This window comes from Sphingomonas sp. NFR15, assembly GCF_900103265.1.
Classification (GTDB): Bacteria; Pseudomonadota; Alphaproteobacteria; order Sphingomonadales; family Sphingomonadaceae; genus Sphingomonas; species Sphingomonas pollutisoli.
The window spans coordinates 54,268-77,900 of sequence record NZ_FMWX01000002.1 but is presented as its reverse complement, the minus strand read 5'-3'; the positions used below and the strand labels follow the sequence as shown (position 1 = coordinate 77,900).

At 64.4% G+C, this 23,633-nt stretch carries 23 protein-coding genes; 5 read left to right on the top strand and 18 right to left on the bottom strand.

Annotated features, from left to right (window positions below; all coding sequences use genetic code 11):
* Positions 1–34: 34 nt before the first annotated feature.
* The 8 genes from BLS81_RS05840 to BLS81_RS05805 form a co-directional block, all read right to left on the bottom strand.
* A complete protein-coding gene (locus BLS81_RS05840) occupies positions 35–784 on the bottom strand; it encodes an acetoacetate decarboxylase (protein WP_093222030.1) in 750 nt (249 codons plus the stop codon).
* A gap of 34 nt (positions 785–818) precedes the next feature.
* On the bottom strand, positions 819–1,472 hold the full coding sequence (locus BLS81_RS05835; RefSeq protein ID WP_093222027.1) for a 3-oxoacid CoA-transferase subunit B: 654 nt from the start codon (positions 1,470–1,472) through the stop codon (positions 819–821).
* Between the two features lie 3 nt (positions 1,473–1,475).
* Positions 1,476–2,126: a CoA transferase subunit A gene (locus BLS81_RS05830; RefSeq protein WP_093222025.1), complete on the bottom strand. Its 651-nt coding sequence runs from the start codon at positions 2,124–2,126 to the stop codon at positions 1,476–1,478.
* A gap of 50 nt (positions 2,127–2,176) precedes the next feature.
* On the bottom strand, positions 2,177–3,112 hold the full coding sequence (locus BLS81_RS05825) for an electron transfer flavoprotein subunit alpha/FixB family protein (RefSeq protein WP_093222023.1): 936 nt from the start codon (positions 3,110–3,112) through the stop codon (positions 2,177–2,179).
* 36 nt (positions 3,113–3,148) lie between these two features.
* The gene (locus tag BLS81_RS05820; RefSeq protein WP_093222021.1) at positions 3,149–3,895 is read right to left on the bottom strand and encodes an electron transfer flavoprotein subunit beta/FixA family protein; all 747 of its coding nucleotides are present in this window, start codon (positions 3,893–3,895) and stop codon (positions 3,149–3,151) included.
* Positions 3,896–3,975: 80 nt separating this feature from the next.
* Entirely contained in the window at positions 3,976–5,745 is a 1,770-nt protein-coding gene (locus tag BLS81_RS05815; protein WP_093222019.1) for an acyl-CoA dehydrogenase C-terminal domain-containing protein, read from the bottom strand.
* A gap of 57 nt (positions 5,746–5,802) precedes the next feature.
* On the bottom strand, positions 5,803–8,073 hold the full coding sequence (locus BLS81_RS05810) for a 3-hydroxyacyl-CoA dehydrogenase/enoyl-CoA hydratase family protein (protein ID WP_093222017.1): 2,271 nt from the start codon (positions 8,071–8,073) through the stop codon (positions 5,803–5,805).
* 18 nt (positions 8,074–8,091) lie between these two features.
* Positions 8,092–9,741 carry an electron transfer flavoprotein-ubiquinone oxidoreductase gene (locus BLS81_RS05805; RefSeq protein WP_093222924.1) on the bottom strand — a complete coding sequence of 550 codons (1,650 nt, stop codon included), beginning with the start codon at positions 9,739–9,741 and terminating at the stop codon, positions 8,092–8,094.
* A 313-nt stretch (positions 9,742–10,054) separates the two neighbouring features.
* Here BLS81_RS05805 and BLS81_RS05800 point away from each other — a divergent pair, with 313 nt between their 5' ends.
* Complete coding sequence (locus tag BLS81_RS05800; RefSeq protein WP_176787056.1) at positions 10,055–10,945, top strand: LysR family transcriptional regulator; 891 nt, start codon at positions 10,055–10,057, stop codon at positions 10,943–10,945.
* Between the two features lie 72 nt (positions 10,946–11,017).
* Here BLS81_RS05800 and BLS81_RS05795 read toward each other — a convergent pair whose 3' ends face one another.
* Complete coding sequence (locus tag BLS81_RS05795; RefSeq protein ID WP_093222011.1) at positions 11,018–11,485, bottom strand: cupin domain-containing protein; 468 nt, start codon at positions 11,483–11,485, stop codon at positions 11,018–11,020.
* On the bottom strand, positions 11,482–12,411 hold the full coding sequence (locus BLS81_RS05790; RefSeq protein ID WP_093222010.1) for an alpha/beta fold hydrolase: 930 nt from the start codon (positions 12,409–12,411) through the stop codon (positions 11,482–11,484). Before BLS81_RS05790 ends, BLS81_RS05795 begins: the two co-directional genes overlap by 4 nt.
* Before the next feature lie 139 nt (positions 12,412–12,550).
* Here BLS81_RS05790 and BLS81_RS05785 point away from each other — a divergent pair, with 139 nt between their 5' ends.
* Positions 12,551–13,453 (top strand): LysR family transcriptional regulator, encoded by a 903-nt coding sequence (locus tag BLS81_RS05785; RefSeq protein ID WP_093222008.1) that lies wholly within the window; start codon positions 12,551–12,553, stop codon positions 13,451–13,453.
* A gap of 50 nt (positions 13,454–13,503) precedes the next feature.
* Here BLS81_RS05785 and BLS81_RS05780 read toward each other — a convergent pair whose 3' ends face one another.
* Complete coding sequence (locus tag BLS81_RS05780; RefSeq protein WP_093222005.1) at positions 13,504–13,854, bottom strand: ArsR/SmtB family transcription factor; 351 nt, start codon at positions 13,852–13,854, stop codon at positions 13,504–13,506.
* Positions 13,855–13,909: 55 nt separating this feature from the next.
* Between BLS81_RS05780 and BLS81_RS05775 the strand changes: the two genes are divergently transcribed.
* The gene (locus BLS81_RS05775) at positions 13,910–14,707 is read left to right on the top strand and encodes a glucose 1-dehydrogenase (RefSeq protein WP_371128255.1); all 798 of its coding nucleotides are present in this window, start codon (positions 13,910–13,912) and stop codon (positions 14,705–14,707) included.
* 94 nt (positions 14,708–14,801) lie between these two features.
* Here BLS81_RS05775 and BLS81_RS05770 read toward each other — a convergent pair whose 3' ends face one another.
* Positions 14,802–15,566 carry an ABC transporter permease gene (locus BLS81_RS05770; protein ID WP_093222923.1) on the bottom strand — a complete coding sequence of 255 codons (765 nt, stop codon included), beginning with the start codon at positions 15,564–15,566 and terminating at the stop codon, positions 14,802–14,804.
* 5 nt (positions 15,567–15,571) lie between these two features.
* Entirely contained in the window at positions 15,572–16,369 is a 798-nt protein-coding gene (locus tag BLS81_RS05765) for an ABC transporter ATP-binding protein (RefSeq protein WP_176787054.1), read from the bottom strand.
* Positions 16,370–16,629: 260 nt separating this feature from the next.
* On the opposite strand from BLS81_RS05765, the gene BLS81_RS05760 reads away from it, so the two are divergent.
* Positions 16,630–17,598 (top strand): alpha/beta hydrolase, encoded by a 969-nt coding sequence (locus BLS81_RS05760; RefSeq protein ID WP_093221999.1) that lies wholly within the window; start codon positions 16,630–16,632, stop codon positions 17,596–17,598.
* 19 nt (positions 17,599–17,617) lie between these two features.
* On the opposite strand, the gene BLS81_RS05755 is transcribed toward BLS81_RS05760, so the two are convergent.
* The 5 genes from BLS81_RS05755 to BLS81_RS05735 form a co-directional block, all read right to left on the bottom strand.
* Positions 17,618–19,111, bottom strand: coding sequence for a hypothetical protein (locus BLS81_RS05755; RefSeq protein WP_093221996.1), 1,494 nt, complete (start codon positions 19,109–19,111; stop codon positions 17,618–17,620).
* Complete coding sequence (locus BLS81_RS05750) at positions 19,111–20,109, bottom strand: iron-containing redox enzyme family protein (RefSeq protein WP_093221992.1); 999 nt, start codon at positions 20,107–20,109, stop codon at positions 19,111–19,113. Before BLS81_RS05750 ends, BLS81_RS05755 begins: the two co-directional genes overlap by 1 nt.
* Positions 20,110–20,121: 12 nt before the next feature.
* Positions 20,122–21,108 carry an iron-containing redox enzyme family protein gene (locus tag BLS81_RS05745; protein ID WP_218123097.1) on the bottom strand — a complete coding sequence of 329 codons (987 nt, stop codon included), beginning with the start codon at positions 21,106–21,108 and terminating at the stop codon, positions 20,122–20,124.
* Positions 21,109–21,190: 82 nt separating this feature from the next.
* Positions 21,191–21,370, bottom strand: coding sequence for a hypothetical protein (locus BLS81_RS05740; protein WP_093221989.1), 180 nt, complete (start codon positions 21,368–21,370; stop codon positions 21,191–21,193).
* Between the two features lie 232 nt (positions 21,371–21,602).
* Positions 21,603–22,757, bottom strand: coding sequence for a zinc-dependent alcohol dehydrogenase family protein (locus BLS81_RS05735; protein ID WP_256326090.1), 1,155 nt, complete (start codon positions 22,755–22,757; stop codon positions 21,603–21,605).
* Between BLS81_RS05735 and BLS81_RS05730 the strand changes: the two genes are divergently transcribed.
* Complete coding sequence (locus BLS81_RS05730) at positions 22,711–23,556, top strand: LysR family transcriptional regulator (RefSeq protein WP_093221984.1); 846 nt, start codon at positions 22,711–22,713, stop codon at positions 23,554–23,556. The genes BLS81_RS05735 and BLS81_RS05730 overlap by 47 nt on opposite strands.
* Positions 23,557–23,633: the final 77 nt, after the last annotated feature.

Sequence of the window (23,633 nt, the reverse complement as noted above, 5' to 3'; positions counted from 1 at the left end):
GAGCGCATGGGCTTCTCTGCCCTCGCGGCGTGTCCTATCCGGCGGCGCCGTTCATATAGTCATGGACGACCTTACCCATGCCGAGCGTGACGTCCGTCACGAAATGAACGGCCGAAAGCACCTCGAGAACGGGGAGGCGGCTGACGTCGGCGCGGACATGATCGAACAATTGCAGGCTGGCCGGCCCGGACCAGGCGCCCTTCAACTGCAAATCTTCAAGGTAGTATTCGACAAGCTCGCAGATCCGGGGCGAGCCATCCACATGGGGGATGACCTTCACCAAGAAGTTCGGCTGCTGCAAGCTCTTGCGGATGGGATCGAGCGGAAGGATATTGTGCTTGTAGCCCATCGTCGCGTTGACGCAGCGGATCGATCCGCAGTCGAGGGTGCCGACCAGAACCTCGCCCTCCACGCGCAGGTTCGGCTTGGCGAGCTTTTTCGGGAACCCCCAGATCTCGCGACCGCCAACGATAGGTGCAGCCGCATCCAGATACATGGCAGGGGTGTAATTGCCGTCGCGCCCGTTGAACCGCACCGGAATCACCTGGCCCGTCTCGGTATAATCACCGAACCCGGTCGAGTCCGGCATGCGGATGAATTCATATTTCACGATCGGATCGATGATCTCGAGCGGTTCGGGCACCACCGCGCGTAGCGCGTCGAGATCGGTGCGATAGGTGATGATCACGAATTCGCGATCATAGAAGCGGAACGGGCCGCGCGGATAGGAGGGACTGGCAAAGGGGATGGCGAACGCCTCGTCCGGCAGGGTCTGAATGCTCATGATGGTTCTCGCTTCCGAAATTGGTATCCGACGTTCAGGCCGCGAGGTTCATCTCGGCCACTTCGCCGTCCACGATGAGGACCGCCTCGGTCGCCTCGCGGATCTGCTCGATCGAGACGCCCGGCGCCCGCTCGCGCAGGATCAGCCCGGCCTCCGTTGGCTCGATCACTGCCATCTCGGTGATGATCAGTGTCACGCGGCGATCGGCGGTAAGCGGCAGGGTGCATTTGGGGACGATCTTGAACGCGCCTCTGGCGGTATGCTGCATGGCGACGATGACGCGGTTGGCGCAGGCGACCAGATCCATCGCTCCGCCCATGCCCGGTACCATCTTTCCCGGCACGATCCAGTTGGCGAGATGTCCGGCCTCATCGACCTGAAGCCCGCCGAGCACGGTGGTATCGACATGGCCGCCGCGGATCAGGCCGAAGGACAGGTTGCTGTCGATCGACATCGCGCCCGGCACGGCTGTGGCAAAGCCGCCGCCCGCATCCGTCAGCGCGCGGTTCTCGAAGCCGGCCACCGCCCTGGGGCCAAGCCCGACCAGACCATTCTCCGACTGGAAGAAGATACCGCTTTCCGGCCTCACATAGTTGGCGACGCCGGTCGGCAGGCCGATGCCGAGATTGACCAGCGTGTTCGGCCGAAGCTCCCGTGCGGTGCGCCGGAGGATGATGTCCTTGCTCATGGTTCAGGCTTTCGCGATCAGATGGTGCACAACGATGCCGGGCGTCTTCACGGCGTCGGGCGCGATGCTGCCGACGGGCACGATCTCACGCGCCTCGGCGATCACGGTGGCCCCGGCCAGTGCCATCGCGGGATTGAAGTTATGCGCGGTGAAGCGATAGGTCAGGTTGCCGACCTGATCCGCGACATCGGCGTAGATCAGCGCGAAATCGGCCTTGAGCGGCGGTTCGTACAGCCATTGCTCGCCGCCGAGCGTCACCACCTCGCCCGCTTCGGCGACCAGGGTGCCGAGTCCTGTCTTGGTCAGCACGCCGCCGAGCCCATAGCCCGCCGCACGAATTTGTTCGGCGAGCGTGCCCTGGGGCACCAGATCGACGCGCATCGTTCCGTCGAGCATTTTTTGCTGCGTCTCGGAATTGGTGCCGATATGCGAGGCGATGACGTGGCTGACGCGGTCTTCGTGGATCAGACGTCCGACGCCTTCATTGGGGCGGCCGGTGTCGTTGGTGATGATCGTCAGCTTCTTCCTGCCCGCCGCGATCAGTGCTTCGATCAGCCGGAGCGGAGTGCCGCACCCCAGGAACCCGCCGATCATGATCGAGGCTCCGTCGGGGATCAGCGCAACCGCCTCCTCCGCCGTGATAGGATTCTTCATCGCATTATCCTTTGAATTGAAGTGAGCGGCACACCGCTTCGGGAAATCGATCAGTTCAGCGCTTTTTCGATTTCCGGGACGACCTGGAACAGATCGCCGACGATGCCATAGTCGGCGACCTGGAAGATCGGGGCATCCTCGTCCTTGTTCACCGCAACGATGATCTTGGAGTTCTTCATGCCGGCGAGATGCTGAATCGCACCCGAGATGCCGAGTGCGATGTAAAGATCAGGCGCGACGATCTTGCCGGTCTGGCCGACCTGGTCATCGTTGGGCGCATATCCCGCGTCCACGGCGGCGCGGGACGCGCCGACGGCGGCGCCGAGCCTGTCGGCGAGCGGCAGGATCACCTCGTTGAACTTCGCCGCCGAGCCGAGTGCCCGACCGCCCGAGACGATGACCTTGGCCGAGGTGAGCTCCGGACGATCGCTGCTGGCGAGCGCTTCGCCGACGAAGAAGGAGCGATAGTCGCCCGCCACCGCCGCGACCGGCTCGATGGGCGCCGTTGCCGCTCCTTGGGGCGCGGGCGCGAAAGCGGAGCCGCGCACCGTCAGCACCGTCTTCCTATCCGTGCTTCGCACCTCGGCGATGGCGTTGCCGGCGTAGATCGGCCGCTCGAACGTGTCGGACGAGATCACCTTGGTGATTTCGGACACCTGGGCGACGTCCAGCAGGGCGGCGACGCGCGGCAGGATGTTCTTGCCGTTGCCGGTCGCTGGCGCGACGATCGCATCGTAATCCCCGGCGAGCGATACGACCAGCGCAGCGATTGGCTCAGCGAGCTGATGGTCGAGCGCCGGATCGTCGGCGAGCAACACCTTCTTCACGCCATCGAGCTTTGCTGCCGCGTCTGCCGCCGCCCGGTCGTTCGCGCCGGCGACCAGCACATGGACATCGCCGCCAAGCTGGAGCGCGGCGGTCAGCGCCCGTGATGTCGCATCGGCGAGCGACGTGTTGTTGTGGTCCGCGATCAGGAGGGTCGTCATTGCTGTTTCCTCGAAAAATCTTTCAGACGCGATGCGTCAGAGTGCGCCCGCCGACTTGAGCTTTTCGACCAGCTCGCCGGCGGTCTTGACCTTGATGCCGGCGGAGCGGGCGGGCGGCTCGCCGACCTTCAGCAGCTTGAGACGCGGCGTGACGTCGACGCCGTAATCGGCCGGCGCCTTGGTCTCGATCGGCTTCTTCTTGGCCTTCATGATGTTGGGCAGGGACGGATAGCGCGGCTCGTTCAGGCGAAGATCGGTGGTGACGATCGCGGGCAGGGTGAGCTTCAGCGTCTGATGGCCGCCATCGACCTCACGCGTGACCTCGACCGCCTCCGCCGACAGGTCGACCTTCGAGGCGAACGTCGCCTGCGGCCAGCCGAGCAGCGCACCCAGCATCTGGCCGGTCTGGTTGCTGTCATCGTCGATGGCCTGCTTGCCCAGGATCACCACGCCCGGCTGTTCGGCCTCGGCCACCTTGGCGAGCAGCTTCGCGATGGCGAGCGGTTCAACCATCTCGTCGGTCTGGATGAGGATGCCGCGATCGGCGCCGATCGCGAGCGCGGCGCGTAGCGCGTCCTGCGCCTTGGCCACGCCGATGGTGACCGCCACCACCTCGCTCACCTTGCCGGCTTCCTTCAGGCGGACCGCTTCCTCGACTGATATTTCATCGAACGGATTGATCGAGAGCTTGACGTTGGCGAGATCCACGCCGCTCTGGTCCGGCTTCACCCGTGCCTTTGCGTTGGAATCGATCACCAATTTGACAGGCACCAGAATTTTCATGATTTCATACCTTGCGGATGGCCGTGCCGGCGGCGGGCCGGGTAGAGGACGGCGGCGAGGCCGGCACGGGCCGGGCGATTTCAGAAGGCTTCGGACGCGATCGCCATCAATGGCGCCGAACCGCTGCAAATCTGGCTCCCCAGTGAAAGCGACTGAGGGAGGATGCGGCTTGAGAAGAAGCGCGCGATCTCGATCTTGCGCTTTTCATGCGGTGTCGCGGCGTCGCCCTTCGCTACCACGACCAGCGTCATGCGTAGCCACAGCCAGCCGAACGTGACCAACGCGAACATGCGCAGATAGTCCGTCGCGGCGGCATTCTGCTCCAGCGGGTCGGCATTCGTGCCCGTCGTCAGGCGTGTGGTGACGCTCTCCAACGCTTCCAGCGCTTCGTCGAGTGCCGCGGCCGTATCGCGAGCGGCCGCGACCTGGCGACCCTCCGCAATGGTTTCGGTGACCATCGCCAGGAACGTCCGGACCGGCGCACCGCCGTCCAGGCCGAGTTTACGCACGACGAGATCCTGGGCCTGGATGCCGTTGGTGCCTTCATAGATCATGGCGATGCGGGCATCGCGCACGAACTGCTCCTGGCCCCATTCGCGAATATAGCCATGGCCACCCAGCACCTGCTGACCAAGCACCGTGGCCTCGAACCCGAAATCGGTGAAACCCGCCTTGATGACGGGGGTGAGGAGCGCGACCAGCCCGGCGGCACGCTTGCGGACCTCCGGATCCGGGTGCGCCGTTTCCTTGTCCATTTCCAGCGCGGCGAAGACGGTCAGCGCGCGCGCCGCCTCGGTGAAGGACAGCATGGTCAGCAGCATTTTGCGCACATCGGGATGCGCGATGATCATCCCCGACTCTTTCGCGCCAGGTGCGCGGCCCTGCTTACGCTCCTTCGCGTAATTGGCGGCGGTCTGGTAGGAGGCGTCCGCGAGGCCGAGACCTTGCACCCCCACGAACAGCCGCTCCGCGTTCATCATCGTGAACATGGCGTTGAGGCCACGGTTCGCCTCGCCGACCAGCCAACCCTGGCAGTCGTCATAGTTCATGACGCAGGTGGGTTGGGCGTGAATCCCCATCTTGTGCTCCAGCGAGCCGACGTTGACCGCGTTACGCGCGCCGAGCGAACCGTCGTCGTTCACAAGATATTTCGGGCACAGGAAAAGGCTGATGCCCTTGGTGCCGGGAGGAGCGTCGGGCAGGCGAGCGAGCACCAGATGGATGACGTTCTCGGCCATGTCGTGATCGCCCGACGAGATGAAGATCTTCGATCCCGTCACGGTATAGGAGCCGTCGTCGCGCGGCTTGGCAGTCGCTTTGACCAGGCTCAGATCCGACCCGGCGGTGCCCTCGGTGAGGCCCATGGCGCCGGTCCATGCGCCGGCCACCATCTTGGGCAGATACTGGTCCTTCAACGCCTGGCTGGCATGCGCCTCGATCGCCTCCGCGGCGCCGCGGCTCAGGCCGGGGAACAGGCCGAAGGACAGGTTCGACGCGGACAGCATCTCATCGACCAGGATCTGCACCGTGCGGGGAAGGCCCTGACCGCCATATTCGGTCGGCGAGGACAGGCCCGACCAGCCGCCGTCAACGAACGCTTTATAGGCTTCCTTGAAGCCCTTGGGCGTATGGACGACGCCGTTGTCCAGCCTGCTGCCTTCCTCGTCACCGCTCTGGTTGATCGGACGCAGCACGCCCGCGCAGAAGCGGCCCGCCTCCTCCAGCACCGAGGCCGCGAGTTCGGCCGAAACCTCCTCGTAACCCGGCAACACGGCGAAAGTCTTTTCGACGTCGAACACATCCTGAAGGAGGAAGGTCATGTCGTCGAGCGGGGCAGTATAATCAGGCATGGAAGCACTCCTAGTGCTGGACAGAAGGGGATTGGGCCAATCTCGCGACAGTCGTCGTCAATTGCGTAGCGGCTTGCCGGTGCGTAGCATCTGGGTGATCCTGGCGCGGGTAGGCTCGCTGAGCGCGAGCGCCTCGAAGGCCATGACCGCACGCGCATTGAGTTCGGCGTGGGTGAGGGTGATCGGCCCCGACAGGACATCGGCGATCGCCCTGCCGATCACGATGTCGTGCGGTGCGAGCGAAGGTGCCATGTCGGCGAGAACCGCGTCGAGAACGGAAGCCTCCGGCAGTGTCACCGGTGCGCGCACGGGCGTGGTGAAGCCGGGCAGCAGCGCCAGGGCGTGCGCCTTGGCCTGCGCGATCAGGCGATCATGGTTCATCACGATCCCGTCGGTCGGCCGGAGGAAGGCCTTGGCGCGCGCGTCATGGGCGCCCGCGGACGTGGTCGCGGCCAGGACGGTTCGCAGCGCGGTCGCGGCCGCCTCGGCGGGGTCATCGAACCGCTCCTGAAGGCGGACCATCAACTCCGTGAGACCGCCCCAGCCGGGGAGCAGGCCGACGCGCGGCTCGACCAGGCCGATGCCGATTTCGGCATCGGCGACCACGGCGTGGCAGTGGAGCAGCACTTCGCAGCCACCGCCGAGTGCCGCGCCGAAGCCCGCCCCGACGATCGGGTAGGGCGCATCGTGCACCGCATCGAACGCGGCCACGCCGGCCAGAGCAAAGGCGCGGATTCCCGCCGCGTCGCCGTTGGCTGACATGGCCAGTACGGCGGAGAGATCGGCGCCAGCGCTGAAGGCTGGACCTTCGTTACCGATCACCAGCGCCTTGAAATGCTGAGGCGCCAGCTTCACCGTGCGCGTCACCGCGTTCAGCAGCGCGGGACTGAAGCTGTTCATCTTCGTATGGAATTCAAGCAGGCCGACGCCGTCACCGATGTCCCAGAGGCTCGCCGCCTCGTCGGTCGACACCGGCCTGTCGCGCAGCTTGATCGCGGCGAGCGAGATCACGCCGTCCGCGATCGGCACCGGGACATAGTCGCTCTTGTCCGCCCGTGGCGCCAGCACGTGGCGAACGCCATCGACGATCCGGTAGAAGCCGCCGCTCCGTGTCGCATCCGCGAGCAGTGGCGGCACCGCCACCCCATCGGCGGCCAGCGCATCGGCGAGCCATTGCGCGCCGATCCGGTCGATGAGTTCAAAGGGGCCGAATTTCCAGCCATAGCCGAGCCGCATCGCCTCATCGACGAGATCGGGGCGATCCGCGATCTCGGGCACCAGCGAGGCCGAATAGGCGAGCGTGGCCGACAGGACGGCGCGGGCATAACGCCCCGCCTGGCCCGGGTGGCCGATCAACGCGCGGGCATCGCCGTTCGCGGCGTCCAGGCTGTCGGAGGTTGCGGGCTGCTGCGGACGATAGGCGCCCGTCGTCAGATCGATGACTTCGATCGACTTGCGATCTGCCGAGCGGCGATAGAAGCCGCCGCCGCCCTTGCGGCCGGTTAGCCCCTTCGCGAGCATGTCGTGCAGCAGCGGAGGCTCCGCCGCGATCGCCTGAACGGCATCCGTCTTCGGCAGCGCGTCCTGAAGCGAGCGGATGAGCTGCGGCATCAGATCGTTGCCGATCAGATCGTATAGCCCCAGAATGCCGGTCTTGGGGAAGCCGAACGCCCTGCCGATCGTCGCGTCCGCCACCTCGACGGGAATGCCCGAACGGATCGCCTCATCGAGCCCGACCGCCAGCCAGTAGCAGCCGATGCGGTTGCCGATGAAGCCTGGCGTGTCCTTGCAGGGCACCACGCCCTTGCCGAGCCGCTCATCGGCGAAACGGGTGATTGTGTCAGCCACGGTGGATGCTGTGCGCGGACCCGTGACCAGCTCCAGCAGACGCATGTGGCGCGGCGGATTGAAGAAGTGGGTGATGAGGAAATGCGACGCGAAATCCTCCGAAAAGCCATCGAGGAGAATGTGCAGCGGAATGGTGGAGGTGTTGGAGGCGGCGATGGCGTCGGGCTTGCGCACCGCCGCGATCGAGGTGAACAGCGCGTGCTTGATCTCGATCCGCTCGGCGACCGCCTCGATGATCCAGTCGCAATCGGCGAGCAGACCCATGTCGGTACCGGTCGCCCCTGGCTTCACGCGAGCGGCGAATTCGGGCCGCATGAAGCCGCCAGCCTTGAGCTGGCGGTCGATGCCGCCCTGTGCGAACTCCAGCTTGATATCGAGCAGAACGACGTCCAGCCCTGCGTTGGCGAGGTGCGCCGCGATGCCGGAACCCATGGTGCCGGCGCCGATGACGGCGGCTTTTCGGATGGTAATGTCAGACATTCCTACCACTTTCTCTGGTTACATATTCGGGTAGTTGGGACCACCACCGCCCTCCGGCGGCACCCAGGTGATATTCTGCGCTGGATCCTTGATGTCGCAGGTCTTGCAGTGAACACAGTTCTGGGAATTGATGACGAAACGCGGACCGATTTTCTTGAAATCGTCCTCGTATGTCACTTCGTAGACGCCGGCCGGGCAGTAGAGCCGCGCTGGCTCGCCGTAGAGCGGCAGGTTGTTCTTGATTGGAACTGAAGGATCCCGCAGCTTCAGATGGCAGGGTTGATCCTCGGCATGGTTGGTGTTCGACAGGAACACGGAAGATAGCTTGTCGAAACTGACCACGCCGTCGGGCTTCGGATATTGGATCGGCGTCACTTCGGAGAGCAGGCGGAGGCAGGCATGGTCGGGCTTGCCGTGCGCGACGGTGCCGAACAACGAGCGACCGAGGATCTGGTGCGACCACATATCGATCCCGCCCAGCATCACCCCGAGCGGCATGCCATAGCGCGACCAAAGCGGCTTGACGTTGCGGACCGGGTGGAGGTCGCGCCCGATTGCGGAGCCCCGCCAGTTTCGCTCATAGGCGACGGGCTCGATGGCGGGTTCGTCGCGAACCAGTTCGTCGGCGATCGCATCGGCGGCGAGGCGTCCCGACAGGATCGCATTGTGCGACCCCTTGATGCGCGGCACGTTGACGAAGCCCGCCGCGCAGCCGAGCAACGCACCGCCCGGGAAGGTGAGGCGCGGCACCGACTGCCAACCGCCTTCGGTGAGGGCGCGGGCGCCATAAGCGAGGCGTTTCCCACCTTCGAACGTATCGCGAATGGCCGGATGCGTCTTGAAGCGCTGGAATTCGTCGAAGGGCGAGAGCGTGGGGTTGCTGTAGTTCAGATGCACCACGAACCCGACGGCGACGAGATTATCGTCGAAATGATAGAGGAAGGAGCCGCCGCCGGTGTGCTTGTCCAGCGGCCAGCCAAAGCTGTGCTGGACGTGGCCGGGCCGGAAATGCTCCGGCTTGACCTGCCAGAGTTCCTTCATGCCGATCCCGTATTTCTGGAAGTCCGAGCCTTTATCGAGCCAGTAGCGGGCTATCGCCTGCTTGCTCAGGGAGCCGCGCGCGCCTTCGGCAAGCAATGTATAGCGCGCCCGCAGTTCCATGCCGCGGACATGATCGGGTCGCGCCGTTCCGTCCCGCGCGACGCCCATATCCCCCGTCGCGATGCCGACGACACGGTCGCCATCGTAGAGCAGTTCGGTCGCGGCGAAGCCGGGGAAGATCTCCACGCCCAGTTCCTCCGCCCGAGCGGCGAGGAAGCGCGCGACATTGCCAAGTGAGCCGATGAAATTGCCGTGATTGCTGAGCAGTTTCGGCATCAGTTTGGCGGGCAGGGCGCGTGCGCCGGAGGCGCTGAGCTGGAGGAAATGATCCTCCGTCACCTCGGTTGTCAGCGGCCGCTCGGGATGGGTGCGCCACTCGGGCAGAAGCTGATCGAGCCCAATTGGATCGACCACGACGCCGGACAGGATGTGCGCGCCAACCTCGGAGCCCTTCTCCACGACCACGACCGAAATATCTCGACCGCGTTCCAGCGAGAGCTGACGGAGCCGGATCGCGGCGGCGAGGCCGGCTGGACCGGCGCCGACGATAACAACGTCGAATTCCATCATTTCCCGAGGTTCAGGATTCACAGATATTTCCTTGGTATTCCAACAATAAACCCGTAAATATATATGCAGGAGAAATTGAAGATCGGCGTGAGATCAGTTTCTGGTTGCCGGATTTGTTGAAAATTTGAATATGTACGACAAATCTATCTAAATAGATTCGCGAATAATGTGATTGTTATCTCGAAGTGGTATCGGGAAATCTCCCGAAGTATGTGACGTTCTGATGTGCCGCCACGTAATCCTGTTCGCAATGATCGACAATTGGCTTGCAACGTAGATCACTTATTCATTAAGTGAAGGAATGGCTCCGGTGATCGAAGGTCTGCGATGGTTCGTTCGGGTTGCCGAAAGCGGATCCTTTTCGGCCGTGGCCCGGGAAGCGATGACCAATCAGGTGACCGTCGGCCGCCGTATCAGCATGCTCGAGAACCATTTTCGGGTGACGCTATTTCGCCGTTCGACGCGCAATCTCACGCTGACGGACGATGGGCGCGTCTTCTTGGCACGGGCCAGGCGCATTCTGCGGGAGGTGGATGCGCTGGAGACGGAGATTCATGGACGTGACCGCCACCACGGCGGGCATGTCAGAATCGGAACCACGAGCATGTTCGGGCTGCATCTCGCCCGAAGCCTTGTCGATTTTCATCGCCGTTATCCCGCGATCACCGTGGAGATGATCCTGAGCGACGGCTTCGTGAACATGATCGAGGACGGACTCGATCTGGCCATGCGGACTGGCCAGATCATGGAAACCACGGTCGCCGCCCGGCATCTGGGCGATGTGGATCGCCACCTGGTCGCCGCGCCTCATTATCTCGCGGGTCGTCCGGCCCCGGAGTGCGCCGCGGACCTGCAGCACCATGATTGTGTGCTGTTCAGCTACGGTTCCACCCGCCAGATCTGGAACGTGGATGGCGAGGCCGTCAGGGTGTCCGGCACCTATCGGACGAACAGCAGCCTCGCGCAGCACGAAGCGGTACGCAGCGGGCTTGGAATCAGCCTTTTCCCCTACTTCCAAGTCGAAGCGGATCTTCGCGCGGGGGAACTCGTGCGGCTGCTTCCCGATTCAAAGATGGAGCCGATCCCTTTTTACGTCACCTATCCCGCCAACGAGACGCTCGCGCCGCGGGTGCGCGCCGTGATGAACTGGATCACATCCGAAGCGAAGGCGTTGACCGAGGCGGCGCCGGACCGGCCTTGAGCCGCCGCGTCCTTTCGTCTAGCAGGAAGGGTGGGGCGCCGCGATGGGCCGCGAGAGCCGATCCAAAGTCGGTCAACGTGGCGTGGCAAGATACCGGGTGTCCGATGGTCCGATGCCGGTGATATAGACGGTCGCGCCCTCCGGTCCCGTCCAAGCGAAGTGCGCTTTGCCCGCCGGTTCGGTATAGAAACTGCCTGGTGGCAGCCCGCGCGCGGTGCCACCCTTCGCATCCGGGCCATAGCCGAAGTGCCACAGGCCGGTGACAACGGTTGCCGTCCGGTCGTCGCGGTGGGTGTGCGCGGCGATGTGCGTGTTCGGCGGCACCGTGATCGAGATGGTGTAGAGGCCGGCGCGGGCGGGATTCCCTTTCAGGAGGCGTGTCTCGATCGTGCGCAGCCCGGATGTACCGCCCCCGGCCGCGACGACCGGCAGCGCGGCCGCTTCCTCGCGGCTCAGCCGGCGCTCGCCGCCACGCGGTGACGCGGCTGCCAGGAGGAACATCGAGATCAGCGCGAAACCGAGCGGAACGCGCCGCTTCATCGCCCCACGTCCAGAAAGTCACGGACCAACTTCACGGTCGCCTCGGGCTGCTCCTCCATCAGCCAATGGCCCGCGTCCGGCACCACGCCCTCGGTCACGTTGGTGGCGGCGAAGCGCATGACGGCCGCCATCTGCGGCCCGAACGACTTCTCGCCGCCGATCGCCAGCACCGGCATCGTCAGCTTGCCCGCAGCGAGGAAAGCCTTGTCGTCGATCGCATCCTGATCGAACGCGGCGAATTGGGAGAAGCCCGCGTGCATGGCGCCGGGCGCCGCGTACAGGCGGGCATAATGCTGCCGCGAAGCTTCGCTGAACCGGGCCGGCGTGGCCGAAAAGTCGTTCCAGAAGCGATCCAGGTAGATGCGCTCCCGCCCCGCGACGAGCCGCTCCATGTCAGGCCCCCCGAAGCGGAAGTGCCAGAGGAGCGGGTTCTTCAGGATTTCTTCCCAGGGGCCGATGCCGGGAAGCGGCGCATCCATCAGGACGAACCGCTTGACCCGATCGCGGTGTTCGGCCGCGAATGCATAGCCGACCATATTGCCGATGTCGTGCGTGACAAGATCGACCTTGTCGATCTTAAGCGCATCGAGCACGCCGGCCATGTCGAAACCCTGTGTCTTCTTGTCGTAGCCGGAGGCCGGCTTCGCCGAGAGGCCCAGCCCACGCAGGTCCGGCACGACCACAATATGGTCTCGCATCAGATTGCGTGCCAGCGGCGCCCACATGTCACCGGTTTCGCCGTAACCGTGCAGGAGCAGAACCGCCGGCCCAGCGCCGCCGACCCGAACGTGCAGGGTCGTGCCGTTGGTCGCGATGTCCCGCACGGCGAAGGACGGCGGGAAATTGAAATCCTGCGCAACCGCTGAAACCGGCATGAAGAACAACGTCATGGCCGCGACCATGGCCGGAATGCCAAATGCCCTCATCGTCCGCCCCCTTTTAAGTGTCTGTTGCTCGGTTTGCGCGACTCCTGCTTGGCAGCCGTGCTTGCGTGACTTTATGATCGGGAGTGAAACGTCCTAACAGGTCGGAAATGCCGAACCTACATTTCGGAGATCGCGAACGATGAAGCTCGACGGGATCATCGCCTTCGTCACGGTCGCGGATTGCGGATCGATCAACGAGGCCGCCCGACAGCTTCGGCTTTCGAAATCCACGGTCAGCGAACGCCTGACCGAACTGGAACATGCACTCGGCACCAGGCTCCTGAGCCGCAACAGTCGCCAGCATGCCCTGACGGACGAGGGCGTTATCCTGCTCGAGCGCGCGCGGCGCATCGTCGCCGAGACGAACGAGGCGCGGGAGGATCTCGCGCGTCGGCGCGGGGAAATCGCGGGGCCGTTGCGGATCGTCGCTCCGCGCGCGTTCGGCGACCTTCATCTGGGGCCGATCCTGTACGACTTCATGGATCGTCACCCGGACATCACGGTAACGGCGGACTTCGATGACCGGATCAGCGACCTGAGCGGCGGCTTCGACGCGATCGTGCGGATCGCCCCCGACGGACTGCCGAAGCTTGCGACCGAGCAACTCACGATCAGCCGGCGCTCCCTCGTGGCCGCTCCGGCCTATCTGGCGCGTTACGGCCGCCCCGAGACCATTGCGGACCTCGCTCATCACAAGGCGATTCATTATATGGAGCGCGGCCCCGACGACTGGACCTTCAAGGCTGAAATCGAGCGGGTCGTCGCGCGTGTCCCGCCAAGGCTTCGTGTCTCGTCCTGTCTCGCCATGCGCGATGCCGCGGTGGCGGGGCTGGGTATCGCCTGGCTCCCAACCTTCCACAGCTATCAGGCGATCAAGGCCGGAACGCTCGAGATTCTCGACCTTGGGCTAGAGCCTGACGTGACGCCGATCACGATCGCCTATCAGCACGGTTTGCCTGCGAGGCTGCGCGCGTTTGTCGACCACGTAAAACTGGCGTTCGGCGATCCGCCGTATTGGGACGAACCCGGCACACCTGCTTAGCCGGCCTTCCGATCACCGCGCATGGCCGATGTACAGTATCGGTCGCCGCGTTAATCGATGCTTGGCGTTCTACACGCGGCGTTCGAGGCATAGGCGTTGATGATGGCGGGCAAGAGGCCGGGAAACCGCTCTTCCACCTCCGCCCAGCGCGAGTGATTTCGCACCTCGACACCATGACGCTCGCTGCGGATCAGGCCCGCGTCCCGTAGCATCTTCAAGTGATTGGAGAGCGACGACTTTGGAATGATCCGATCGCCCAATGCGGCCACCGCCGAACAGGCGTCCACGCAGCCGGCCCTCATGATCTTCGCGAAGATCGCCGCGCGATCCGGATCGGAGAGCGCGTGGAGGATCGCTTCCGGTCGGACGTCGTCCATCGCAGGGTGAATCATCGGCCTCATATTTTTCTCATATAGGGTCTTGATCCGAGCAGCGTTAGTTCCAGATTCCCGAACTATGGGAGAATGGCTCCGGTCCGGTGCCTGCCCATGTCGGAGATTGGAGACTATGGCAAAGCTCAACGGCAAGGTCGCGGTGGTGACCGGAGCATCAAAGGGTATCGGAGCCGCGATCGCCAGGGCGCTGGCGGCTGACGGAGCTTCGGTCGTCGTCAACTATGCGTCCAGCAAGGCTGGGGCGGACGCCGTGGTCGAGGCGATCACCTCGAGTGGCGGCAAGGCCATCGCGGTGCAGGGCGACGTGTCCAAGCTTGCGGACGCACAGGCACTGATCCAGGCGGCAGTGGAGCGGTTTGGCCGGTTGGACGTGCTGGTCAACAATTCCGGGATTTACGAATTCGCATCGATCGAGGACGTGACGGAGGACCATTACCGGCGCCAGTTCGACGTCAACGTGCTCGGCATCCTCCTCGCCACGCAGGCCGCGTCGCCGCATCTCGGCGAGGGCGCGAGCATCATCAACATCTCGTCCGCGATCACGCATGTGAATACGCCGGGCGCGGCCGCCTATGCCGGGACGAAGGGCGCGGTGAATGCGATTTCGGGTGTGCATGCCAATGAATTGGCCCCACGCAAAATCCGGGTCAATGTGGTCAGCCCAGGGCTCGTCGTGACCGAAGGCACGCACGCCGCCGGCGTTATCGGTTCCGAGATGGAGACCGGGCTTATCGCGCAGACGCCGCTCGGCCGCGTAGGCCAGCCCGATGACATCGCCGACGTCGTCACGTTCCTCGCCTCTGACGATGCCCGCTGGCTAACCGGCGAGAACATCACCGCGAGCGGCGGCATTCGCTGATCGCAACGGCCGTGCGCATGGATCGTCCTGACGGGGCGATTCATGGGCACGGCACCCGCCGCTGATCCGCCTCGGATACGGTGCTCGGCCGGGCTCACTCCGTCAAGCGCGGGTACATCCGGCTGGCGAGGGCGATGAGGAGCGCGAGCAACATCACCGGGGCGCCATAATCGACCGTCAACGGAAAATGGGACCGGCCGACCGTCAGCATGAGCGCGCGCAGCCCGTCCACCTCATAGGTAAGCGGATTGAAGTGCGCGATCGCGCGCAGCCAGGGCGGCATCAACTCGATCGGATAGATGGCGTCGCTCGCGAAAAAGATCGGCATGGTCAGGAACTGGCCGATGCCCATGAAGCGTTCCCGCGTCTTCACGATGCAGGCGATGATCAGGGAGAAGGTCGAGAATAACGCCGAGGCGATGAAGACCATGACCAGAACGCCGAGCAGGTTGGCCGGTGCGAAGCTCAGCTTCACGCCGAGCAGCGCCGCGCAGGCATATATGACGATGCCTTGGGTGATGCCGCGGGCGCTCGAGGCGATCGCCTTGCCGATGACCAGCGCGCTGCGCGGGGCAGGACTCACCATGTAGCGGTGGAGAATGCCGAGATCGCGCTCCCAGATCGCCGAGAGGCCGTAGAAGATGGCGACGAAGAGCACGCTTTGCGCGAGCACGCCCGGGCTGAGGAAGTCGAGATACGAACCGTTCGTCAAACCGTGGACCTGCGCCATCACCTGGCCGAACAGCAGCAGCCACAATATGGGTTGCACCGCGCGGGTGACGAGATCCATCGGATCATGTGCCAGTTTCATCACTTCGGCGGCCGTGACCGCATGGACCTGCGTCAAATAGGCTCGCACCGGATTCATAGCCGAACCGCCGTCGGGGATAGCGCCGCGCCGGTCAGCTTTGTGAAGAGCGCGTCGAGCGAGGCGGCACCATGCGCGTTCTTGAGTTCGGCCACGGTGCCCACCGCGGCAAGGCGCCCGCGGCTGATCAGCGCGACCCGATCGGCGAGATCTTCCGCTTCTTCCATGTAATGCGTCGAGAAGACGATCGCGGCGCCGGTCTCCCGCCGCAGGCGCCTCACATGACTCCAGACGGCAAGCCTGCCGTTCGGGTCAAGTCCTACCGTCGGCTCGTCCAGGAACAGAACGGCGGGTCGATGGAGCGTGCTCTGTGCGATCTCCAGACGCCGCGCCATGCCGCCCGAATAGGTGCCGACCGCGCGGTCGCGCGCATCGCTCAGTTCCATCAAAGTGAGTGCCTCCGCGATCCGGGACCGCCGTTCGCGCGCCGGAAGCAGATATAGGCGCGCGGAAAGCAGCATATTCTCATAGCCGGTCAGTTCCGTGTCGGCGGACGGCAGTTGCGGGACATACCCAATGTGCCGGCGTACTTGCTGGGGCTCGCCCCTGATATCGTATCCGGCGACACGCGCATCGCCGGCCGTCGGCGGGAGCAGTGTGGTCAGCATCTTCATCAGCGAACTCTTGCCTGCCCCGTTTGGGCCGATCAGCGCGAAGGTTTCACCCGGCGCGATCGTGATGCTCAGATCTGCAACGGCGACGACGCTGCCGAAGCGACGGCCAAGCGCATGGGTTTCGACGACTGGCCCAGTCTTGCTCATCCGTGCCCGATCCGCCCGCGTCCCGAGAGCCATCGACCCAAGATGACCGGCGGCGGTTCCGAGGGACATCCGTAACATCACGTATCGAGCCAGCGTGGCATGTTTTGGAAGTCGGTATCGGGGCGAGCTTCCTTGCCGTCTGCGCCCCATATCGATCGAAAGATCCAGCCGGGTTCGCACCTATCGCGGGCTCGAACCGCTCACGAATGCGGGGGCCGGTGCCGCCCATATTGGCTTTGACACGCAGCACGCCCCCGGAGATGACTGCCCCCGCAAAGGAGAGACGAACACCTATGTTGAATCGTCGCGAAACGCTGTTGGCCGGGGTCGGTGCGGGTCTGCTGAGTTCGGGCCTTCGCGCCGCCGAGCCTGGAATGTGGCCCGCGTTTCCAGCCGAGGAGATCGATCTGTGGCCCGGCACGCCGCCCGGCGCGCCCGCCGTCCTGCCGGTCGAGCAGGTGATCGAGGCTGGCGACGCCCAACGCCACGGCCGGATGGTGAAGGGCATCGTCCGGCCGCGCATGAAGGTGTTCCGGCCATCGAAGCCGAACGGCGCCGCGCTGTTGGTGACGCCGGGCGGGGGCTATTCGGTGATCGTCATCGACGTCGAGGGGTATCAGGTTGGGCCGTGGCTCAGTGAGCGCGGCTGGACGGTGTTCGTGCTGTATTATCGTCTGCCTGGCGAGGGATGGGCGAACCGGGCGGATGTGCCGCTGGCCGACGCCCAGCGCGCCATGCGGCTCATCCGATCGCGAGCGCCGCTATATGGTTTCGATCTCAACAAGGTCGGCGCACTCGGCTTTTCCGCAGGTGGCCACGTCTGCGGTGATCTCGCCACCCGCTATGACGCGCGGGTCTATGACCCGCTCGACGCGAGCGATCGGTTGAGTGCGCGGCCCGCGATCGCGGCACCGATCTATGCCGTCCAGTCGATGAGTGCGCCGCTCGCGCATGGCGGCTCGCGCGACATGCTGCTCGGGCCAAACCCATCGCCCGAAACGCAGCGGGTGCACAGTCCGGCGCACAACGTCACCACCGCCACGCCGCCCTGCTTCATGGCCCATGCCGAGGATGATACGGTCGTTTCGGTGGAGAATACGCTCGAAATGCGGGCGGCTCTGAAGGCGGCGGGGGTGAAGGTCGAAACGCATCTTTTCACCGCCGGCGGACATGGTCTTGGCCTCCCCGGCGCGGCAGGCGAGCCGGCGCGTCACTGGAAGGAACTCTTCGCCACATGGGCACGGGCGCAGGGCTTCGGCTGAGCTATCTGGCCATCTCCTCTCAACACGCGCGCCGGCCTTCGGGCGAAAGCATAGAACCCAGCGAGCCCTGCAGACGCAGGGACGTTTGTGGCCCGTAGAAATCGGCGATGCCGGACCAGGCGCGGTGGTTGAGTTCAAGCAGGAACAGGATGCGGCGAATGACACGCGCCTGCGCGGCCGGTGGCACAGCCGCGATATGTTCGAACGCGTCGCGCGAGATGCTGTTGTGGTTCAGATCTTCGTTCAGCGCCTCGTGATCGCCCGCGAGGTCGCTGAATGCGGGATTGGTACGCGCGGCGGCGGCGAGGCGGAGTGACATGTCGGGCGGCTCGCCGAACACTCCTTCGGCCACCATGATCGACGCGCACGCCGTGAGCGGATCGAGTTGCGCGACAAGCGTCAACAAATCCACGTACGCGACGTGCAGCGGTAGCGGAATCGCCTTATCGAGCGCCGCCTGGGTGATGCCTAGCGCCTGACAGGTCGCGCTTTCGAATGCCTCGTGGCCCACCTCTTCGCCATAATAGCGGAACATCATCGCGCGGAGCGGCGCGATCAGTCGGCGGCTGAGGCTTGGGGCGACGATTTCGACGAAGCGGCATGTGACATGATATTGCTCGATGAACGGCCCCCCGACCAGCGGCGACCAGCGATCGCCAAGCGCGTCGAGCAGCGTAACGTACGCGTTCTCGCCCCATGCCGCGAGCGCGCTACGCGTCAGCACTTCCAGGCGGCGCATGAACTCGAGGCCGGGCAACATCGGCAGGTCTGGAACCGGTGGGGTCGAGAAGCGCCTCGCAGCGTCGCCAGTCGAATCCACCAGTCCGCGCGCGACAAGCCAGAGGTGCGATTCGAGGTCGCGTGGATCGTAGAGGGAAAGCGCTTCGATGACCGCGTCGGTCTCCGGCAAGGTGGCGTCGTCACCTGCGATGCGCGCGAGCATCACGCCGGCCGCAACCAGCGTTAGGGGCGCCGACTGACGGAAATAGGCGAATTCGGCGACGATCAGCGCGAGGAAGAAGTTGGGCTGGACGTCCGCGTCGAACGGATCGCCGGTGGTGCCGAGCGCGTCGGCGGGGAGCGTTGCGTTTGCCTCTGCCCTCAGCAACGCGGCGTGGGCGGCCAGGCGTTCGAGCCGATCGGAAGGCAAATTTTCACGGATGGCGGCGATGGTGCCGGCGATGCAGGTCTCGATCGCGGCGATCCTCCGAGCGAGCGCCTGCCGGGTTTCGTCATGGCCTTCGCTGATCAGGGCGCGGCTGTCGAGAAACGCACCGAGGGCGCCCCAACCGTCGGCGCCCGCTTCGCGCATCAAGTCCCATAGGGGCGCGCCGCTGTCGCGCAGCGTCGCGAGCTCCTTGGCTATACGCGCTGCGGCTGCGGGATCATCGACCGCGAGCGTGTAATGCGTATCGCCTTGGACGAGCGTGATCGCGGGCGCATCCGGCGAGACTTGGATCGCATCGACGCACAGCTTGGGTGCGCGGTAGCGATGAAAGGTCCAGAGATCCATCAGGCGTTCTCGAAGATACGCGCGATTGTCGCGCGGGGTTCGGCATAGGCGGCGAGGATTTGTTCCTCCTGCTGGATCATCGTCTCGATCATCAACGCGACGTGACGTTTCACCACGACGACGGCCTCGCGATCGATCACGCCCTCCAGCGCCAGCAATTCACGTGAGATGTCGGCATGGTCGTAGTCCGCGTTGAGATCGGCATGGTCGCGCAGCGGGAGATAGAAAGCGGCAGGTAAATCGAGTTCGCGGCACCGAGCGTCGAACGCGTCGATGAAGGCCGCCTGCGCCATTTCGAACAGGAACAGCACCGCCTTGAAGGATAACGGATGCTGGCGCGCATAGACGCCGAGCGCCGCGCATAATGCGAAAGTGGCGGGTAGCGGCTGATGCGCCTCCAACTCGGCGGAGGTAATTCCGACCGCCTCCAGCGCTCGTCCGAGAAATGCGTCGTGTCCGAGTTCCGACTTTAGAAACTCCTGAAGCAGATTCCGCTCGCGTCGGGTGAACGCGGTGGCCAGCGCGGGGGCGATCAGCCCGGGCGCGGCCTTGACGATGTAGAAATATTCGAGGGCATAGCCGATCAGGTGTTCGCGCGTCGCGTGTCGCTCGACGAGCGCGGTTTGGAAGGCGGAGCGGGCAACGCGTCTCGTGACGCGCTCGGCGATCCGGCGAACCTCGCGGTAGAGTTGCGCGCCGCTTACCATGCCCGCGGTATGCGGCCTCGCGTCAACGAGCAGGCGGACGGCGTCGAGCGCCTGGAGTAGCGGCGGCACCTTTTCGGCGATTTCGGGCACGGTGGCAATCATCGTGTCGATCGTACCGCCGCCGGTCGTGAGTTGGTCGATCAGCCGGGCCACGGCGGGAGCCTCTGCCGTTTCGAACGCGAACGCGCATTTGGTCTCGCCGACGCGGACGGTGACGCTGTTTGGCCCGACGTCCGTCGTCACACCGGGCCTGAACTTGGGGTGGCTGAGACCGGCGATAGTGGCGTCCATGCTACTATTCCTTCACAGCTCGGAGACACGCCGCAGCAGCGGTGCGTCCGCGGTATAGTGGCGCCAGACGCCGCTGTAGAATGCGTCATACAGGTCGACGAACAACGGAATTTGCGCCTTCAGCCGCCTTGCTTCCGCTTCGGTAATTGCGGGAATTTTCTGATAGATCAGCCGGCTGAGATTGCCGTGGCAAGCGCTGATGTTGATGTTCGCATGGGTGCGCAGCGGCCCGACAAAAGCCTCGTCCATTCCGACCCGGGTGCATGCCTCAATGAAGCTGTCCTCCTTCATCCCTTGGCCTTCCAGCAGGCCCAGCGTCGCGAAGAAGAACAGCGGATCGTTGTGCGCCCAATAGGCCAGGGCATTGCACAGCGCCATGGTTTCCGGGAGCGGGATGGCGTCCTGCATGTCCTCATACGTCAGGCCGACGTGCGCCAGCGACCGCAGCAGAATCTCGTCATGGCCATATTCTTCGGCGAAGAATTCATTGAGCAGCAGCCGGACTGCGGTGTTGGGGACGTAGGACAGCACCGGCGCGTCGAAATAACTCTCCCGGAACAAGAAATGCCAATTTTCGATAACCATGCCGGTGGCCAGCCGTTGCGGCAACTCGTCCGGCGCGTTGGCGGCAAGACATGTTCTCCAGAACGGGTTGCGGTAGATCGTTGTCTCGCAGCGCGCTTCGATCAGTTCTTCAAGTTCCAGGATCACCTCGGATCCCGATCGGAAAGCGGGGAGCGCGGAATCATCTATCAGCCCGAGTGCGTCGAGCGACGCGACGAGTTCGTCGGCGGCTTCGCGCGGTAGGGCGGGTTCATCCAAGACGATCCGATCGAGAGTGGTCGCGCCGTCCATCCGTCTGAGCGTACGTTCGAGCACGGTCTGCGGCAAATCACGCGCGACAAGGGTGTGTCTGTCGCCGAGCATCAGCGTGGCCTCGTTGACGCGGACCTCGGCGATGAGTCGCGGGCGACTGGCGGTATAGGTGTCTTCGGTCACGATACCGTTCCGTCACGGTGGACACGTCCGCAGGTGGTCGGCAGCGCGACATGTCTCGTGCCGCCGGCCACCAGCGGATGGGTCAGAGATGGATCGCGATCAAGGTCGGGTGGCCATCCGCCTTCTCGACCGTGAAAAGGAAATTCTTCCCGAGCTTGCCTGTATTGATGTACAGGTCGGCCTTCTTGCCGTCGAAGGTATTGTGCACGGGGTCCGCATCTTTGACTTCATGGACGGTTGGATGTGCGCTGGCTGCAGACATGATATCCTCCATTTTCGCGGCGTCGACTTCGTTTTGGTCGACTGGAGGAAATATCTGCCAGTTTTATAGTTATCTCAACAAATAGATTGTCCATTGTGGCGCAAACACATGATTGGCTTAAATAGTTCCCCTCCAGAATGGTTGAACGACCGTGTTTGACTTATGTGCGTCCGAATATCATTTTGCATTGCGGCATTTTGAATTGCTTTTCGGCCTTTGGCCCGCGCGTATTTCAGGCGATGGTGATGGCGATCTTGCCCCGGCGGGGCGGCGTTCCACGGCGGCTCGTCACGGCGTCATAGGCTGCGCCGATCTCATCGATGCCGAAGTCGCGCGGGTCGAGCCGGGGCGACAGCCGCCCGCTTTCCGCCAGCTTCGCAGCCGCGGCCAGGATCTCGCCGTATCGCTCGCGCCCTTCGTTGGCGAGCAGCGTGTGAAGCGTGAAGACGCCGGAGTAGGTGGCTTGCTTGAACGACAATGGCGCCAGTGCGTGAACGCCCCAGCCGAGCGAACTGACCACATGGCCAAGGCGCTTCACCGCCCTGAATGACGCATCGAGCATGGCGCCGCCACCCGTGTCATACACGATATCGAAACCGCGCCCATCGGTACGCTCGGCGACATAATGCTCGACCTCCTGTGCCGCGTCGATCGGCGTGGCGCCGAGGCCGCGGATATACGCGAGATCGTCGCCGAACGCGGTGGCGAACACGTGCGCCCCGTACGCCAGCGCAAGCTGCACCGCGGCATGGCCGACTCCGCCCCCGCCGCCTTGTACCAGCACGCTCTGGCCCGGGCGGATGGCGGCGCGGTCGATCAACCCTTCCCATGCGGTGAGGGTGACCAGCGGCAGGACGGCGGCTTCGCGCATGGTGAGATTGGTAGGTTTGCGAGCCAGCAGGCGTGCGTCGGCCGTGATATATTGTGCCTGTGTACCCGGCAGATCACCTACGCCGCCGACCAGGCCATAGACTTCGTCGCCGACCGCGAAGGCCGCGTCGCCGGAGCCGACCGCCTCGACCACGCCCGCCACATCCATCCCGAGCACGGCGAGCAGGGGGCGGCGCGCATGGGCGGCCTCGCCGGCGCGGATTTTCGCGTCGAGCGGGTTTGTGCCGCTGGCGTGAACGCGGACGAGCACTTCGCCGGCGCTCGGGGTGGGCCGGGGGACACGGCGAACGGTGAAGGGGCCATTCGCGCTATCGATAAAGGCGGCGAGCATAGTGGGGGATTGGGGCACGGAAACCTCTCCTGTGTGATGCCGGAAAGATGGCGCTATCATGATTGAATGAAAATCAATTATACTGCATGATAACCATGCATTTTTGTTTGAGCCTTCGATGCCACTGCAGCTTGAATGGAGCGATCTTCCAATCTTCCTCGCCATCGCGCGCGAGGGCACGCTGGGTGCGGCCTCCCGCCGCGTCGGCCAGTCGCAGCCGACCATGGGGCGCCGCCTGCGCGCGCTGGAGGGGGCTGCGGGCGTGAAGCTGTTCCAACGCACCGCTGATGGCTTCGTGCTGACCGACGAAGGCGAGATGATGCTGCGCCATGCCGAGCGGATGGAGAGCGACGCACACGCCCTTGCGCGCGAACTAGCAGGCAGCGAGCAAGGGTTGACGGGCATGCTCCGCTTGACCTGTTCGGACTGGTTTGGTCGCGTCGTGCTGGCGCCGGTGTTGGCGGCGTTCAACCAGCGGCACCCGTGCGTCGTGGTCGAAACGCTCACCGATCCGCGCGTTTACAGCCTCGCCCGGCGCGAGGCCGATCTGGCGTTCCGCATCGCCGCTTTCGACGAGCCGGAGGTGATCGCGCGCAGGCTGACAACCGTGTCCTACGCACTCTATGCGCCCGCGGGCCGCGAGGTGCCCGCACAGGATGTGGTGGTGATGGACACGGGATTTGGCGGCATGCCCGACGTCGGCTGGCTGATGCAGGCGATCCCGGCCGCGCGCATCGTGGCGCGTAGCAACAGCCGTGAGATGCAGGCGCGGCTGTGCGCGTTGGGGGTGGGGATGGCGGTCTTGCCCAAGCCTCTGGGCGCTGCCACCGTGGGACTGGTCGAGGTCGATCTCGGCGACGCCCCGCCATCGCGGGAAACGTGGATCGCCTATCATCGCGACATGAAGCGGCTGCCGCGTTTGCGTGCGCTGGTGGATATGGTGATCGACAGTCTGGCCGATTAGCGCTTCGGTCGTCTCCGACGATGTGCAGCATAGCGGGCAGCGCGACCGGAGCATGAAGAGGAACAGCGTCGCCGCCT